Below are 13,335 nucleotides of genomic sequence, written 5' to 3' on the forward strand. Positions count from 1 at the left end.
CCGGCTATGAGGTCGCAGCCGGGGCGGTCGCGTCGGCGAGGACCCAGCGTCCGCGGCCCGCACGCTTGGCCTGGTACATGGCGAGGTCGGCGCAGCGCAGCACATCGGCCGGGGCGGTCCCGCCGTCGTGGGCGCCGGAGGTGATGCCGATGCTGGCGCCGACCCGCAGGGTCAAACCCTGCCACGAGATGGGCTGGGCCAGGTCGTGCACGATGCGGTCGGCCAGGCCGACCGCATCGGCCGTCGGCGCGGCCGGGCAGAGCAGCACGAACTCGTCGCCGCCGAGCCGGGTGACCAGGTCGGTCTCGCGGACGGCGGCCGACAGCCGCCGGGCCACCACCCGCAGGACGGCGTCGCCGGCTTCGTGCCCGTGCTCGTCATTGATCTGCTTGAAGCCGTCCAGGTCGAGGTAGAGCAGGCTGACGGGAGCGTCCGCGGCGGGCAGCAGGCGGCCCAGGCGGTCGGTCAGCTCGGTGCGGTTGGGCAGCCCGGTGAGCGGGTCGTGCCGGGCCTGGAACGCCAGCTGGGCCTGACTGCGTTCCTGCTCGCGCACGGCCACGGTGAACCGGGCGAGCACGAAGGCGGCGCACCCGACGGTGGCGGCGATCAGCACGATCTCACCGCGGCCGAAGCCCGACTGCAGCATGGTCAGCAGGGGAGTGGTCATCAGCGCGAGGCCCAGGAACAGGACCCGGGCCGGGTGCAGCACGCCGGTCCGGTGTGCGGCCCGGGTCAGCTCGCCCCGGTCCGGGTGCAGGCCGGCCGCCACCATCAGCGCGTTGCCCAGCATGACCAGCGGGCCCAGGCGATCGACGAGCGACCCGTCGAGCACGTACGGGAGAAGGTTGTAGGCCATGTCCATGCCGAGGTAGACGCCGATGGCAGCCAGCAGCAACCGGGTCGGCGCAGTCCGCACACCCGGCGACAACGCGATGAAGAGCACGCCGGCCAGCAGCACCACGTCGGCCACCGGATACAGGGCGGGCACCACCGAGTCGGCGAGGCCGTAGCCCGCCTGCAGCACCGGCTCGATGAGGAACTGCCAGCTCGCCGCTGCGGCGGCCAGCGTCAGGGTCAGGCTGTCGAGGACGGCGGCGCGCAGACGACCCGGCGCCCGGCGGCGGGCCATCAGGGTCAGGGCCACGGCGACCAGCGGGTAACCGCCCAGCCAGAACGCGTCCGCCAGCCCCACCGAAGGGACCGTACCCAAGTAGTACTGCGCGACCTCGAGGGCGTCGCCGGCCAGCCAGAGGGTGATCGCGACCGCGATCAGCACCCAGGGCAGCCGCGACCCGGCGCCGGCGCGCCGGGCCGCGCGCCAGCCGAGCCCGGCCAGGATCAGGTACGTCCCGACGTACAGGACGTTTCCCCCGTCGGATCCGTAGGTGGCCATGGACGCCACGACGGCCACCACGGCCAGGACCAGGAACCAGCGGATGCCTCGTGCGCTCATGTCCCGGCCATCGGCCGGCCGCGCCCGCGGTCGAGCCGATGTGACGCGCCGAACAAGGCCGGCCCGACCGTCAGATATCAGACCAGGATCCTAGGATGCCCTAGGCGGTGTGTTGCGGGCATCGAGCGGTGGAAAACCGATGGCCAGGGGGACGGCGTCGAGGAACGATCAGTTGCTGTGTCGATCGTGGGTATGGACGCCGACCTCCCGCCCCACCGGGTGGTCGTCGTCATCGATGTCATCCGGGCCTTCACGACAGCCGCGGTCGCCTTCGAGCGCGGCGTGACGGGGATAGCCTGCGCTCGTCGGTCGAGGCCGGGCGGGACCTCCGGCGCCGGTCTCCCGATCGCCTTCTGGTCGGGGAGAGCAGGGGACTCAAGCCCGCGGACTTCGACTTCGGGAACTCGCCGGCCGAGATGTCGGCGGCGCGGCTCGACGGCCGTCGTCTGATCCTGGCGACGTCGAACGGGACCCGGGGGCTCGCCCGGTGTCCCGATCCGGCGGCGCTGCTGGCGGTGTCCGGGCGCAGCGTCGGCGCCACGGCGAGATGGATCGCGAGCCACCGCGTCCGAGCGCGTGGACCTGTCGAGGGACCTTCCCTTCTGCCGCGACGTCGACCGGTGCGGGTTCGCCATGGTCGGTGAGGTGCGTGCGGACCACGTCGTCCTGACGGCGGTGGCGTGCTGATCCGTTCGCGGTCCGGTGGGCCTACCGGGACCCGGGGCGCTGGGAACGCCAGGTCGCGGCCGGCACCAGGGGGACCGGGTCGGGCCGCTCGGTGGTGGTGGTGAGCTCGATGCGGCGGCCCTCGTCGGCCGAGCGGAGCAGAGATGTCATGGCGTCGAGGACGTGCAGGGCCAGGGTGCCACCGGCCCGGGGCGCCGGGGTGGTCAGCATGTCGAGCAGGCCGATGCCCCGGGCCGCGTCCGCGTATCCGGCGGACGGCTCCACGGTGCGCCATTCGGTGGCGCCCAGCTCGAAGAGGCGGACGTCACCGGCGAACAGGTTGGGGTCGGGGACGGCCAGGGTGCCGGTCTCGCCGTGCACCTCGATCGGTGCGGCCGTGGTGCGGACCGCGTCGAAGCTGGTGGTGATCGTGGAGAGGGCGCCGTCCGCGTGGTGCAGGACGCCGGTCACGTGGGTGTCCACCGACACCGGGATCACCTCCCCGGCACGGGGGCCCGAGCCGATCACCCGGGTGCTGCGGCGACGCGAGGAGGCGCCGGTGACGGCGACGATCGGGCCGAGCAGGTGCACCAGGGCGGTCAGGTAGTAGGGGCCCATGTCGAGCAGCGGGCCACCCCCGGGTGCGTAGTAGAAGTCGGGGTGGTGATGCCAGCGCTCATGGCCGGGGGTCGCCATCACCGCCAGGGCGGACAGCGGGCGGCCGATCAGACCGGCGTCGATGGTGGCGCGGGCCGTCTGCACGCCGGTTCCCAGGACGGTGTCGGGGGCGCAGCCGACCGCGACGTCGAGCGCCGCCGCCCGTTCCACCACGGATCGGGCCGCGGGCAGGTCGGCGGCGAGCGGCTTTTCGCCGTACACCTGCTTGTTGTTGTCGATGGCGCCCAGGGCGACCGAGGCATGGGCGGCGGGGACCGTGAGGTTGAGGACCGTCCCGATGGAGTCGTCCCGGAGGAGCTGGTCGACCGGCAGGGCGCGGCAGCCCTCGATGCCGGCGGCGACCGACGCGGCCCGCGAGGCGTCGAGGTCGGCGACCGCCGCGATCGTCACGGACGGGTGGTCCCGCAGGGTCCCCAGGTAGGCGCCGGAGATCCACCCGGTGCCTACGATGCCGATGCGGTGCGGCTCGCCCACAGCATGCCCCTTTCGATGACGGTCCGTACGTTGGCGTCCTGGAGCACGTCGACGCTGTGGCCGGGGGTGGTGACGACGATCCGGCCCTGGCCCCACTGCCTGGTCCAGATGGCCGGCGAGGTGATCGGCCGGTGCCACGGATGCCAGGGCCGGACCGGGTGGGTGGTGGTGGCCAGGACGTCGTTGAGGTCGTCGTGCAGCACCCAGTACTGCTCAGTGGTCAGTTCGAAGTCGTCGAGACCGGCCGTGATCGGGTGCTCCCGGCCGAGCGGGGTGAGGTCGACGGTGTGGGTCAGGAAGTTGTCGGTCTCGTCGCCCGGGCGTTCGGCCGGGTCCTTGCCGGGGTGGGTGGCGAACTGGCCGCCGACCAGCTGCAGATAGTCCGACGAGGCGCGGAACGAGTCGGCGATGCCGCCGTGCCAGCCGGTGAACCCGGTGCCGGCCGCCACCGCGGCCCGCAGCCCGGCCAGCTCCTGCGCCTCGATCGACGACATGGTCACACACTGCACGATCAGATCGGTCCCGGCCATGACGCGGTCATCGGCATAGATGGCTGTCGAATCGGAAACGTGGACCTCGAAGCCGTTGCCGACGAGGAACGGCAGGAAGAGGTCGGTGGCTTCGACCGGGCGGTGACCTTCCCAGCCACCGCGGACCACCAGAGCATTGGACATCCTCAACGCCTATCAGATCGGGACTGCCCGTGCCCACCGCCGTTAGGACGTCCGGGGCGGGGGTAGACGCGGTGATCAGCGATCGGGGAGGACATTCATGAAAGCCGTCGTGTATCAGGGTCCGCGCGAGGTCACCGTCAAGGACGTGCCGGATCCGTCGATCCAGTCGCCCAACGATGCCATCGTGCGGATCACCACGACCAACATCTGCGGGTCGGACCTGCACATGTACGAAGGTCGGACGTCGGTCGAGCAGGGCAAGATCCTGGGCCACGAGAACATGGGCATCGTCGAGGCGGTCGGTGACGCCGTCGACCGGATCAAGGTCGGCGACCGGGTCTCCGTGCCGTTCAACATCGCGTGCGGAACGTGCCGCAACTGCCTGACCGGGTGGACGAGCTTCTGCCTGCGGACCAACCCGACCGAGGGGATGGACGGCGCCGCCTACGGCTACGCCAACATGGGCCCGTACGACGGGGGTCAGGCCGAGTTCCTGCGGGTGCCGTACGCCGATGTCAATCTGCTCGAGTTGCCGCCGGGCACCGAGCACGAGAACGACTTCACGATGCTGTCGGACATCTTCCCGACCGGCTGGCACGGCACCGAACTGGCCGGCCTGCAGCCGGGCGACCGGGTGGCGGTCTTCGGCGCGGGACCGGTGGGTCTGATGGCGGCGCACAGCGCGATGATCCGTGGCGCGTCGCAGGTGTTCGTGGTCGACAAGGAGACGGACCGGCTGGATCTGGCCGGCAAGATCGGCGCGACGCCGGTCGACTTCTCCGCGGGTGACCCGGTCGAGCAGATCCTGGACGCCACCGGTGGGCGGGGCGCCGACTGCGGCGTCGAGGCCGTCGGGTACCAGGCGCATGACCCGTCCGGGCAGGAGCACCCGGAGCTGGTCCTGGACAACCTGGTCAAGGTCGTCCGCTCGACCGGCGGCATCGGTGTCGTCGGGGTCTACCTGCCCCAGGACCCGGGGGCGGCGACCGAACAGGCCAAGCAGGGCCGGGTCGCCTTCGACTACGGCACGTTCTTCAGCAAGGGCCAGCACATGGGGACCGGCCAGTGCCCGGTGATGCGCTACAACCGCCACCTGCGGGACCTCATCATCGCCGGGCGGGCCCAGCCGTCGTTCCTGGTCTCGCACGAGCTGCCGCTGACCGACGCGGCCGACGGCTATCAGCACTTCGACAACCGGGACGCCGGCTGGACGAAGGTCCTCCTGCGCCCCGCCGCCTGAGCGGCTCACCGTCGGTCGCCTGTCGTGTTCGTGACGGCACGACGGGTGACTGACGGCTAACGTCTCCGGCCATGACGGTCACCGACGCCGTACGGGCGTTGCGCGCGATGCTGGGGGAGCGGCTGCTCACGCCCGAGGGCGACGGTTTTCCGGCCGCCCGCCGGGTGTGGAACGCCGACGTGGACCGGCGGCCGGCCCTGATCGCCCGGTGCGGGGACGCCGCCGAGGTGAGCGCCGTCGTCCGGATCGCGCACGGGGAAGGCCTGCCGCTGTCGGTGCGGGCCGGCGGTCATGACTGGGCCGGGCGGGCCGTGCGCGACGGTGGGCTGGTGGTCGACCTGACCGGTCTGCGCCAGGTCACCCTCGACGTGGACGGTCGCACGGCCGTCGCCCAGGGCGGCGCTCTGAGCGCCGAGGTGGTGGCCGCCGCGGCGCCGCACGGGCTGGTCGCGGTGACCGGGGTGGTCGGCGGTGTCGGCCTGGCCGGGCTGACCACCGGCGGCGGGTACGGGCCGCTGATCGGCCGCTACGGGCTGGCCGCGGACAATCTGCTCGGCGCTGACGTGGTGCTGGCCGACGGTCGTACGGTGGTGGCCGGGCCGGACGACGACGCCGACCTGTGGTGGGCGCTGCGCGGCGGTGGGGGCAACTTCGGTGTGGTGACCGCCCTGCGGCTGCGCCTGCACGAGGTTCGTACGGTGCTGGCCGGCATCCTCCTGTTCCCGGCGGCCGAGGGGCGGGCCGTGCTGGACGGTTACGCCGGGATCGTGGCGACCGCGCCGGACGAGCTGACCGTCCTGACCGGCTTCCTGCCCGGGCCGGACGGTCCGATGGCTTTCCTCTGCCCGTTTTGGTGCGGCGACGACCCGGCCGCGGGGGAGCGCGCGATCGCCCCGATGCGGTCGCTGGGACACCCGGTCCTCGACCGGATCGGGCCCATGCCGTACGCGGCGGCGCTGCAGATGTTCGACGCGAGCACCGTGCCGGGCAACCACTACCTGCTGCGCAGCCGCTGGCTGGCCGACGTGTCACCGGGCGCGGCCGCGGCGCTGACCGACGGCGCGTACCGGGTGACCTCGCCCTTCTCGGCCCTGGTGGTCAACCACTTCCACGGTGCGGCGGCCCGGCGCGACCCGGCCGCGACGGCGTTCGCCCATCGCGCGCCGCACCACCCGGTCGAGATCATCGCCGCGTGGCCGCCGGACGACAGGCCTGAGCGGCATCGGGAGTGGGCCGACTCGATCGCCGAGGCGCTCGATCCGGTGGCGCTGCCCGGCGGCTATCCCAACCTGCTCGGCCCGGACGACGACCCGCGGGCCCGCGAGTCGTTCGGCGCCAACCTCGGCCGTCTGCTCGAGCTCAAGCGCCGGTACGACCCGTATGAGGTCTTCTCGGCCATCCCGGCGCTCATCGACCCGGCCGTCTCGCCGGCCGCGGGCGGCACCGCGGCGAGGCTCGCCGGCTGAACGTGGGCGGCGCCGCGGCGAGGCTCGCCGGCTGAACCAGCCGGCGAGCCTGTCGGACGGTCAGGGCGGTGGGCCCCGATGGTCGGTGCCGGTCGCCTCGTCCGGTGGTGCGGCTGCCGGGTCCGCCGCCGCAGGGTCCGGCGGCGGATCCGGACAGGATGTGCGCGGGGCCGGCGGGCCGGGTGGCGGCGCGGAGCCGGCCGGGTCCGGCCACGACGCGGCGATCAGGTCGTCGAACTCCGCCTGAACCAGGTCGGGGTCGCTGCTGACGAGCTCCGTGAACGCCTCGTCGAATCCGTGGTCCCACTCCGGCGACAACGCTGTCCGGGCCCGCGCCACGAGATTGTCGAGCATCTCTCACCACCCGCCTTCGTCGTCCGGGCCACCGGGTCAGCCGGTGATCACCTTCTGCTCGCCGGTCCGGCCGGCCGCCACTGCGACCTTGCGCGGCTTGGCCTTCTCGGCGATCGGGATCCGCACCACCAGGACCCCGTTCTCGTACGCGGCGTCGATGTGCTCGGTGTCGAGGGCTTCGCCGAGGAACAGCTGCCGCGAGAACACGCCGAGCGGCCGCTCGGACAGCTGGGTGACAGCCTGGTCGCCGAGCTCGATGGGGCGGCGTTCGGCCCGCACGGTGAGAACGTTGCGTTCCACGTCGATGTCGATGCCGTCGGCGTTCACACCGGGAAGGTCGAACGCGATCACGAGCTCGTCGCCGTTGCGGACGGCGTCGACGGGCATCGTCGTCGGACGGGTCCAGGTGCCGGCCTGCGTGGCCCCGAACAGCTGCTGGGCGAGCCGGTTGACCTCGGTGAAGGGTTCGCTGCGCATCAACATGGATCCACCTCCCGCAATCTCGACTGTGTCGTCAATGCGCGATACAGCTTTTGTACCACGTCATCGAGACGATGACAAGCGAGACGTCGTCTGTACGATGACAAAATGACATCGGACACCGGAGCGGACCGGCGTGATCTGGCCGCGGTCACCGCGGCCCTGGTCGCCACCGCCGCATCCATCGAGCAGGCGGCCACCGACGACCCCCCGATCAGCCCGGCGCACCTGCTGGACTCCCTGGTCCTGCTGCGCTGGGCCCAATCCGAGCTGGCCGCCGTCGAACCGGTGCTGATCGCGGCCGCCCGGGCCGCCGGCGTCTCCTGGCAGAGCCTGGCCCCCGCGCTCGGGGTGGCCAGCCGCCAGGCCGCCGAGCGTCGCTATCTGCGCAGCACCTCCGCCGACCCGGATCGCCCGGACGCCACCCGTGACGCCCGGGTCCAGGCCGAACGTGACCGCCGTGCGGCGCACCGGGCCGTCACCCGGTGGGCCAACGACCACACCGCCGACCTGAGGCGGCTGGCCGGCCAGGTCACCGCCCTGACCGACCTGGGCGGGGCGGCCACCGAGACCCTCGGCCGGCTGCACGACGCCCTCGGCGACGCGGACGCCGCGGCCCTTCCCGGCCTGCTCGCCGAGGCCCAGCCGCACCTTCCCCGCCATCCGGAACTGGCCGCCCAGATCGACGCGGTCACCGAGCGGGCCGCCGAGATCCGCCGCCGTCCGGCCCGCCGGCGCGACGAGCCCTGAGGATGTCCATCCGGCCGGCCGGATATCGCCCGCCGGAGTTCCTCGGAGACGTCGGGACGACCCGGTGGGAGCCGGCGCCGGCGCTCCATAGCGTCGGGTGACAGACGCGGCACCTCGCCCGCGTCGTCATCCGTCGGCGGCAGCGGGCAAGCCGGGCCGGCGACCTCATCGGGAGTGGGTGCGGCATGAAACAGCTCGACGGCAGGACCGCGGTGGTCACCGGGGCGACCAGCGGCATCGGACTGGCGGCGGCCAGCCGGTTCGCGGCCGAGGGGGCGCACGTGTTCATCACCGGCCGGCGCAAGGACGCGCTCGACGCGGCGATCGCCGAGATCGGCGCGGACAGCACCGGCATCCGGGGCGACGTCTCGGATCTGGCCGACCTCGACCGGCTCTTCGCGGCGGTCGCCCAGCAGGGCCGGCGCATCGACGTGCTGTTCGCCAACGCGGGCGGCGGTTCGTTCCGGCGTCTCGAGCAGGTCGACGAGCAGCACTTCGACGAGATCTTCGGCACCAACGTCAAGGGGCTGCTGTTCACCGTGCAGAAGGCGCTGCCGCTGCTCAACGACGGCGCTTCGATCATTCTGACCGGCTCGACCAGCGCCAGCACGGGCAACGAGGCCTTCGGGGTGTACGGCGCCTCCAAGGCCGCGGTGCGCGCCTTCGCCCGCACGTGGGCCAACGAGCTCAAGGGTCGCCGGATAAGGGTGAACACCCTCACGCCGGGCCCGACCGACACGCCCGGCATCACCGGTCTGGCCCCGGACGCCGACGGGGCCGACCAGCTCAGGAGCGCGCTCGCCGGTGGGGTGCCGCTGGGCCGGATGGGCCACCCCGACGAGATCGCCTCGGCCGCGCTGTTCCTGGCCGGCGACCAGAGCAGCTTCGTCAACGGCATCGAGCTGTTCGTCGACGGCGGCGCCAACCAGGTCTGAGCAGCACGGCGATGCGCCCGAGGGGTCGACCCCTCGGGCGCATCGCCGGTGCCGGCCGGCGGCTCAGTGCGTGAACGTGGCCAGCGACTGTCCGATCTCGACGATGTACGTCGAGAGCATCAGGCCGGTGTCGGGGCCCAGATCGGTGGCGTTGTGCGGGGTCCGGGGCGGGATCAGGAAGCCGTCACCGGGGTGCAGGGTCAGCGTCTCCTGGTCGCGGATCTCCATCCGGACCGTCCCGGCGACGATGTAACCGACCTCCTCGCCGGGGTGGATGTGCCATCCGGACTGCACGCCGGCCGGGATCTCCGTGCGTACCTGGACGATCTCGCGGCCGGGGATGGACGAGCTCCGGCGCAGGGTCTCCGTGCGCTTGAGGGTGGCGGCGAGCTCGTCGGCCCGTGCGTTGTCGACAGCGTCGGCGGACATGAACAACCTCCTGAGGTCAAGAAATCGGGAACGCCGTCGGGCGGCGCCCGAGGAACGCGGACAGCGCGCCCGCGGTCGCCCCGGGCTCGTCCTCGACGACGAAGTGGCTGGTCGGCATGGCCTGGCCGGTGACGTCCTCGGCCCACGGCCGCCACACGTCGAGCACGTCGCCGTAGAAGCGCGGCAGGGCCCCGCCGGCGCTCCACAGCGCCAGCAGCGGGCAACTGATCTTCCGTACGCCCCGGTCGGCGTCGTCGTGGAGGCGGTCCACCGTCGCCCCGGCCCGGTAGTCCTCGCAGATGGCCCGGACGGTGCTCACGTCGTCGAGCAGGGCCCGGTAACCGGCCATCAGCTCGGCCGGGTACCGGTCCTTCGCCCGGCCCAGGCCGAGGGCCCGGACGTGGAAGTCGAAGAAGGCGTCCGGGTCGCCGGCGATGAGCCGCTCGGGCAACGGCGAGGGCTGAGCCAGGAAAGCCCAGTGCCAGTAGCCGAGGGCGAGCTGGGCGTCGGCGCGGGCCCACACGTCGCCGGTGGGCACCACGTCGATGACCGCGACGGCGTCGACCCGGTCGGGGTGGTCCAGAGCCATCCGGTACGCGACCCGGCCGCCCCGGTCGTGCCCGGCCACCGCGAACCGGTCGTGACCGAGCAGACCCATCGCCTGGACGAGGTCCTCGGCCAGGACCCGCTTCGAGTGGGGCACGTGGCCGGGCCCGGGCACCGGGCGGAAGGACGCCCCGTACCCGGGCAGGTCGGCCACGACGACGGTGAACCGGTCGGCCAGCCGGTCGGCCACCGAGTGCCACATGACGTGGGTCTGCGGATAGCCGTGGAGAAGCAGCAGCGGCGGACCCTGCCCGCCGACCCGGGCGTAGATCTGCCCCCGGGCGGTGCGCAGGCCGTGCTGCGCGAAGCCGTCGAACATGACGCTCCTGTTCTTTCGGGATGGCTGTTGCCTTCGGGATGGCTATTTCGCGAGGAAGGCCAGCAGTTCGGCGTTGACCTCGTCGGCGTGGCTGAGAACCATGAGGTGCGGCCCGCCCTCGATCTCGACGTAGTGGGCGGCGGGCAGGGCCGCGTGCATGCGGCGTCCCTGACCCTCGATCGACAGGATCCGGTCGGCCGTGCCGTGCAGCACCAGCGCCGGGACGTCGATCCGCTCGAGGTCGGTGCGGAAGTCGTCGAGCCAGGTCACCGGGCAGGCCCAGGTCGCCACCGGGGAGGCGTCGGCGCCGGCGTTCCACAGGTTCCGGACGGCCTCCTCGCTGACGCGCTTGCCGAGCAACTCGTCGAGGTTCAGCATGTCGCCGATGAGCCCGGTCAGCCAGGCCGGCCGGTCGTGCCGGATGGCCTGCTGGACGCCGTCGACGCCGGCCTGGTCGACACCGTTCGGATTGTCCGCCGACTTGGCGAACGAGGGAGCCAGGCTCTCGATGAACACGCAGGCCTTGAGCCGTTCGGTCCCGTTGACACCGATGTAGCGGGCGACCTCTCCGGTGCCCAGCGACAGCCCGACCAGGGTGACCTCCCGCAGGTCGAGAGTGGTCAGCAGCTTGTCGAGATCCGCGGCCAGCGTGTCGAAATCGTAGCCGCCGGCCGGCCGGCTGGACCGCCCGAAACCCCGCCGGTCGTACGTGATGACCCGGTGGCCGGCCTCCAGCAGCGTCTGGACCTGCGGCTCCCAGGAGCGGCTGTCGAACGGCCAGCCGCTGATCAGGACCACGGCCGGCCCGCTTCCGTGGTCCTCGTAGTAGAGGTCGATCGAGGTCGTGTTCTCCGTGCCGACGGTGATGGTGGCCATGTGCGCTCCTCGGTTCTCGGTGTGCTCCCAACCTGGCAAAGGCCGCGGGCGCCGGACAGGCCGGTCGACCCGAGAACAGGGGGGTGCTGACCGGAAGAGAAGTCGGGCCGGCCCGATCGCTCCCGCCCCCACTGCTTGCGAGTCTCGGCTGGTCCGTCGTGGTGGCGGCAGTGATGGAGGGACAACAGATGAAGCCGACGGTGATCCTCGTCCACGGTGCGTACGCCGAGTCGTCCAGCTGGAACGGGGTGCTGGAACCGCTGACGACCGCGGGGCACCGGGTGATCGCCTTCGCCACCCCGCTGCGAGGGGTGGCCACCGACGCGGCGCTGCTCAGCGACCTGCTGCGCTCGGTGCCGGGGCCGGTGGTGCTGGCCGGGCACTCCTACGGCGGCGCGGTCCTCACCAACGTCACCGCAGCCCCGGGCCAGGTGACCGCGGCCGTCTACATCGCCGGCTTCGCCCTCGAGGCCGGTGAGAGCTGCGCCGCCGCCTCGTCCCTGGCGCCGGGATCGACGCTGGCCGAGACCCTCGTACCCGTGCCGCTGACCGCGGGCGGCGCCGACACCTACATCGCCGGGGAGAAGTACCACCACCAGTTCGCCGCCGACCTGCCCGCCGAGCAGGCCCGGCTGATGGCGGTCACGCAGCGCCCGGTCACCGACAGCGCCCTGAACGAACCGTCGGGCGCCGACCCGCTGTGGCGTTCGGTGCCGAGCTGGTTCCTGTTCGGCGAGCTCGACCACAACATCCCGGCCGGCGCCCACCGGATCATGGCCGCCCGGGCCGAGGCCCGCAGCACGGTCGAGATCGCGGGCGCCTCGCACGTGGTCGGCATCTCGCATCCGGCCGAGACCGCGCGGCTCATCCTCGAGGCCGCGCGCAGCCCCGAGCTCGCGGGCGCCTGATCCACGACCGACGTACCCGACGACGAAGGGCAGCAGATCACATGAACCAGCAGGCGAACGACGAGAACGACACGACCGGGCGGCGCGGGACCTCGCGCCGGACGGTGCTGGCCGCCGGGACGGGGGCCGCGCTGGGCGCGGCGGCCGTCGCCGGGGCCGGGGCGGCGCCGGCGGCCGCCGCGCCTCGCTCCGGCTCCGGCTCCGGCGGCACCCGCATCCCGGTGGCGCCGGGGGTGGAGGTCAACATCGCCGACCTGAACGGCGGCCGGCGCGGCACGGTGGTCTTCGTGCCCGGCTGGCCGCTGGCCTCCACGGCCCTGGAGTACAACCTGCTCTTCCTGGCCGATCAGGGCTACCGGGCCATCGCCCTGGACCAGCGCGGCTTCGGGCTGTCCGACGCCCCGTACGGCCCGTACGGCTACGACGTCTGGGCCCGTGACATCCAGACGGTTCTGGAGGCGTTGTCCCTGCGGGACGTCACGCTCGTCGGCCACTCCATGGGCGGCGCGGTCGCGCTGCGCCACGCCTCCCGCTTCGGCAACCGCATCGGCAAGCTGGTGGTCGCCGAACCGGCGGCGCCACGCTTCGTCTACGGCCCGCAGTCGGCCGGCCTGGCCGCGGGCCTCCAGGCCCTGATCTCCGGCTACGCCGCCGACCGTACGGTGCCGGTCCGCGACCTGACGAAGAACTTCTTCGCCACCCACACCGACGTGGCCACCGATCCGTTCCTGCAGTTCTTCGAACGGCAATGCCTGGACCAGGCCTCGTTGCCGGCCAGCCGGGCCGGCCTGATCGCGTTGCGCGACGACGACCTGACGGCCGACCTGGCCCGCATCAAGGTGCCGACCCGGGTGTTCCACGCGATCAACGACAAGATCCTGCCGCTGGACCACGGCCAGGCCGTGGCCGCGGGCATCCGCGGCGCCCGGCTGGTCACCTTCGCCACGGCCGGGCACGCCGTCTACGTCGACGAGAGGGACAAGTTCAACTCCGAACTGCTGTCCTTCATCCGCTGAGCCCGCCCTAC

Annotated in this window: 15 protein-coding genes; 7 read left to right on the forward strand and 8 right to left on the reverse strand. The window is 72.6% G+C overall.

What is annotated here, in order from left to right; genetic code table 11:
- Positions 1-4 precede the first annotated feature (4 nt).
- Entirely contained in the window at positions 5-1,453 is a 1,449-nt protein-coding gene (locus HJC40_RS04255; RefSeq protein ID WP_249998328.1) for a GGDEF domain-containing protein, read from the reverse strand.
- Positions 1,454-1,581: 128 nt separating this feature from the next.
- On the opposite strand from HJC40_RS04255, the gene HJC40_RS46550 reads away from it, so the two are divergent.
- Positions 1,582-2,097: a 2-phosphosulfolactate phosphatase gene (locus tag HJC40_RS46550; RefSeq protein WP_374271059.1), complete on the forward strand. Its 516-nt coding sequence runs from the start codon at positions 1,582-1,584 to the stop codon at positions 2,095-2,097.
- 64 nt (positions 2,098-2,161) lie between these two features.
- Here the strand turns inward: HJC40_RS46550 and HJC40_RS04260 are convergent, their stop codons facing one another.
- Together HJC40_RS04260 and HJC40_RS04265 are read right to left on the reverse strand one after the other, a co-directional pair.
- The gene (locus HJC40_RS04260; protein WP_249998329.1) at positions 2,162-3,271 is read right to left on the reverse strand and encodes a Gfo/Idh/MocA family protein; all 1,110 of its coding nucleotides are present in this window, start codon (positions 3,269-3,271) and stop codon (positions 2,162-2,164) included.
- Positions 3,241-3,945, reverse strand: coding sequence for a ThuA domain-containing protein (locus tag HJC40_RS04265; RefSeq protein ID WP_249998330.1), 705 nt, complete (start codon positions 3,943-3,945; stop codon positions 3,241-3,243). Before HJC40_RS04265 ends, HJC40_RS04260 begins: the two co-directional genes overlap by 31 nt.
- Positions 3,946-4,042: 97 nt before the next feature.
- Here HJC40_RS04265 and HJC40_RS04270 point away from each other — a divergent pair, with 97 nt between their 5' ends.
- Both HJC40_RS04270 and HJC40_RS04275 read left to right on the forward strand, forming a co-directional pair.
- A complete protein-coding gene (locus HJC40_RS04270; protein WP_249998331.1) occupies positions 4,043-5,185 on the forward strand; it encodes a glutathione-independent formaldehyde dehydrogenase in 1,143 nt (380 codons plus the stop codon).
- Between the two features lie 71 nt (positions 5,186-5,256).
- The gene (locus HJC40_RS04275; RefSeq protein WP_249998332.1) at positions 5,257-6,651 is read left to right on the forward strand and encodes an FAD-binding oxidoreductase; all 1,395 of its coding nucleotides are present in this window, start codon (positions 5,257-5,259) and stop codon (positions 6,649-6,651) included.
- A 60-nt stretch (positions 6,652-6,711) separates the two neighbouring features.
- Here HJC40_RS04275 and HJC40_RS04280 read toward each other — a convergent pair whose 3' ends face one another.
- On the reverse strand, positions 6,712-7,005 hold the full coding sequence (locus tag HJC40_RS04280) for a hypothetical protein (protein WP_249998333.1): 294 nt from the start codon (positions 7,003-7,005) through the stop codon (positions 6,712-6,714).
- Positions 7,006-7,041: 36 nt separating this feature from the next.
- Positions 7,042-7,488, reverse strand: coding sequence for an Hsp20/alpha crystallin family protein (locus tag HJC40_RS04285; RefSeq protein ID WP_249998334.1), 447 nt, complete (start codon positions 7,486-7,488; stop codon positions 7,042-7,044).
- A gap of 105 nt (positions 7,489-7,593) precedes the next feature.
- Between HJC40_RS04285 and HJC40_RS04290 the strand changes: the two genes are divergently transcribed.
- Entirely contained in the window at positions 7,594-8,235 is a 642-nt protein-coding gene (locus HJC40_RS04290; RefSeq protein ID WP_249998335.1) for a hypothetical protein, read from the forward strand.
- A gap of 185 nt (positions 8,236-8,420) precedes the next feature.
- The gene (locus HJC40_RS04295) at positions 8,421-9,170 is read left to right on the forward strand and encodes an SDR family oxidoreductase (protein ID WP_249998336.1); all 750 of its coding nucleotides are present in this window, start codon (positions 8,421-8,423) and stop codon (positions 9,168-9,170) included.
- 63 nt (positions 9,171-9,233) lie between these two features.
- Here HJC40_RS04295 and HJC40_RS04300 read toward each other — a convergent pair whose 3' ends face one another.
- From HJC40_RS04300 to HJC40_RS04310, 3 genes are read right to left on the reverse strand one after another with little or no spacing between them, the layout of a single operon-like run.
- The gene (locus HJC40_RS04300) at positions 9,234-9,599 is read right to left on the reverse strand and encodes a cupin domain-containing protein (RefSeq protein ID WP_249998337.1); all 366 of its coding nucleotides are present in this window, start codon (positions 9,597-9,599) and stop codon (positions 9,234-9,236) included.
- 16 nt (positions 9,600-9,615) lie between these two features.
- On the reverse strand, positions 9,616-10,524 hold the full coding sequence (locus tag HJC40_RS04305; protein ID WP_249998338.1) for an alpha/beta hydrolase: 909 nt from the start codon (positions 10,522-10,524) through the stop codon (positions 9,616-9,618).
- 42 nt (positions 10,525-10,566) lie between these two features.
- On the reverse strand, positions 10,567-11,400 hold the full coding sequence (locus HJC40_RS04310; protein WP_249998339.1) for an alpha/beta fold hydrolase: 834 nt from the start codon (positions 11,398-11,400) through the stop codon (positions 10,567-10,569).
- A gap of 188 nt (positions 11,401-11,588) precedes the next feature.
- On the opposite strand from HJC40_RS04310, the gene HJC40_RS04315 reads away from it, so the two are divergent.
- On the forward strand, positions 11,589-12,308 hold the full coding sequence (locus tag HJC40_RS04315) for an alpha/beta fold hydrolase (RefSeq protein WP_249998340.1): 720 nt from the start codon (positions 11,589-11,591) through the stop codon (positions 12,306-12,308).
- A gap of 41 nt (positions 12,309-12,349) precedes the next feature.
- Complete coding sequence (locus HJC40_RS04320; protein WP_249998341.1) at positions 12,350-13,324, forward strand: alpha/beta fold hydrolase; 975 nt, start codon at positions 12,350-12,352, stop codon at positions 13,322-13,324.
- The last annotated feature ends 11 nt before the right edge of the window (positions 13,325-13,335 follow it).

This window comes from Actinoplanes sp. M2I2, from assembly GCF_023544445.1.
Taxonomy (GTDB): domain Bacteria; phylum Actinomycetota; class Actinomycetes; order Mycobacteriales; family Micromonosporaceae; genus Actinoplanes.

What these genes read in the sequence shown, in the direction of transcription:
- HJC40_RS04305 (WP_249998338.1), bottom strand. Translation starts at nt 10,524, where the DNA reads ATGTTCGACGGCTTCGCGCAGCACGGCCTGCGCACCGCCCGGGGGCAG.
- HJC40_RS04300 (WP_249998337.1), bottom strand. Translation starts at nt 9,599, where the DNA reads ATGTCCGCCGACGCTGTCGACAACGCACGGGCCGACGAGCTCGCCGCC.
- HJC40_RS04290 (WP_249998335.1), top strand. Translation starts at nt 7,594, where the DNA reads ATGACATCGGACACCGGAGCGGACCGGCGTGATCTGGCCGCGGTCACC.
- HJC40_RS04295 (WP_249998336.1), top strand. Translation starts at nt 8,421, where the DNA reads ATGAAACAGCTCGACGGCAGGACCGCGGTGGTCACCGGGGCGACCAGC.
- HJC40_RS04285 (WP_249998334.1), bottom strand. Translation starts at nt 7,488, where the DNA reads ATGTTGATGCGCAGCGAACCCTTCACCGAGGTCAACCGGCTCGCCCAG.
- HJC40_RS04320 (WP_249998341.1), top strand. Translation starts at nt 12,350, where the DNA reads ATGAACCAGCAGGCGAACGACGAGAACGACACGACCGGGCGGCGCGGG.
- HJC40_RS04255 (WP_249998328.1), bottom strand. Translation starts at nt 1,453, where the DNA reads ATGAGCGCACGAGGCATCCGCTGGTTCCTGGTCCTGGCCGTGGTGGCC.
- HJC40_RS04270 (WP_249998331.1), top strand. Translation starts at nt 4,043, where the DNA reads ATGAAAGCCGTCGTGTATCAGGGTCCGCGCGAGGTCACCGTCAAGGAC.
- HJC40_RS04310 (WP_249998339.1), bottom strand. Translation starts at nt 11,400, where the DNA reads ATGGCCACCATCACCGTCGGCACGGAGAACACGACCTCGATCGACCTC.
- HJC40_RS04265 (WP_249998330.1), bottom strand. Translation starts at nt 3,945, where the DNA reads ATGTCCAATGCTCTGGTGGTCCGCGGTGGCTGGGAAGGTCACCGCCCG.
- HJC40_RS04280 (WP_249998333.1), bottom strand. Translation starts at nt 7,005, where the DNA reads ATGCTCGACAATCTCGTGGCGCGGGCCCGGACAGCGTTGTCGCCGGAG.
- HJC40_RS04315 (WP_249998340.1), top strand. Translation starts at nt 11,589, where the DNA reads ATGAAGCCGACGGTGATCCTCGTCCACGGTGCGTACGCCGAGTCGTCC.
- HJC40_RS04275 (WP_249998332.1), top strand. Translation starts at nt 5,257, where the DNA reads ATGACGGTCACCGACGCCGTACGGGCGTTGCGCGCGATGCTGGGGGAG.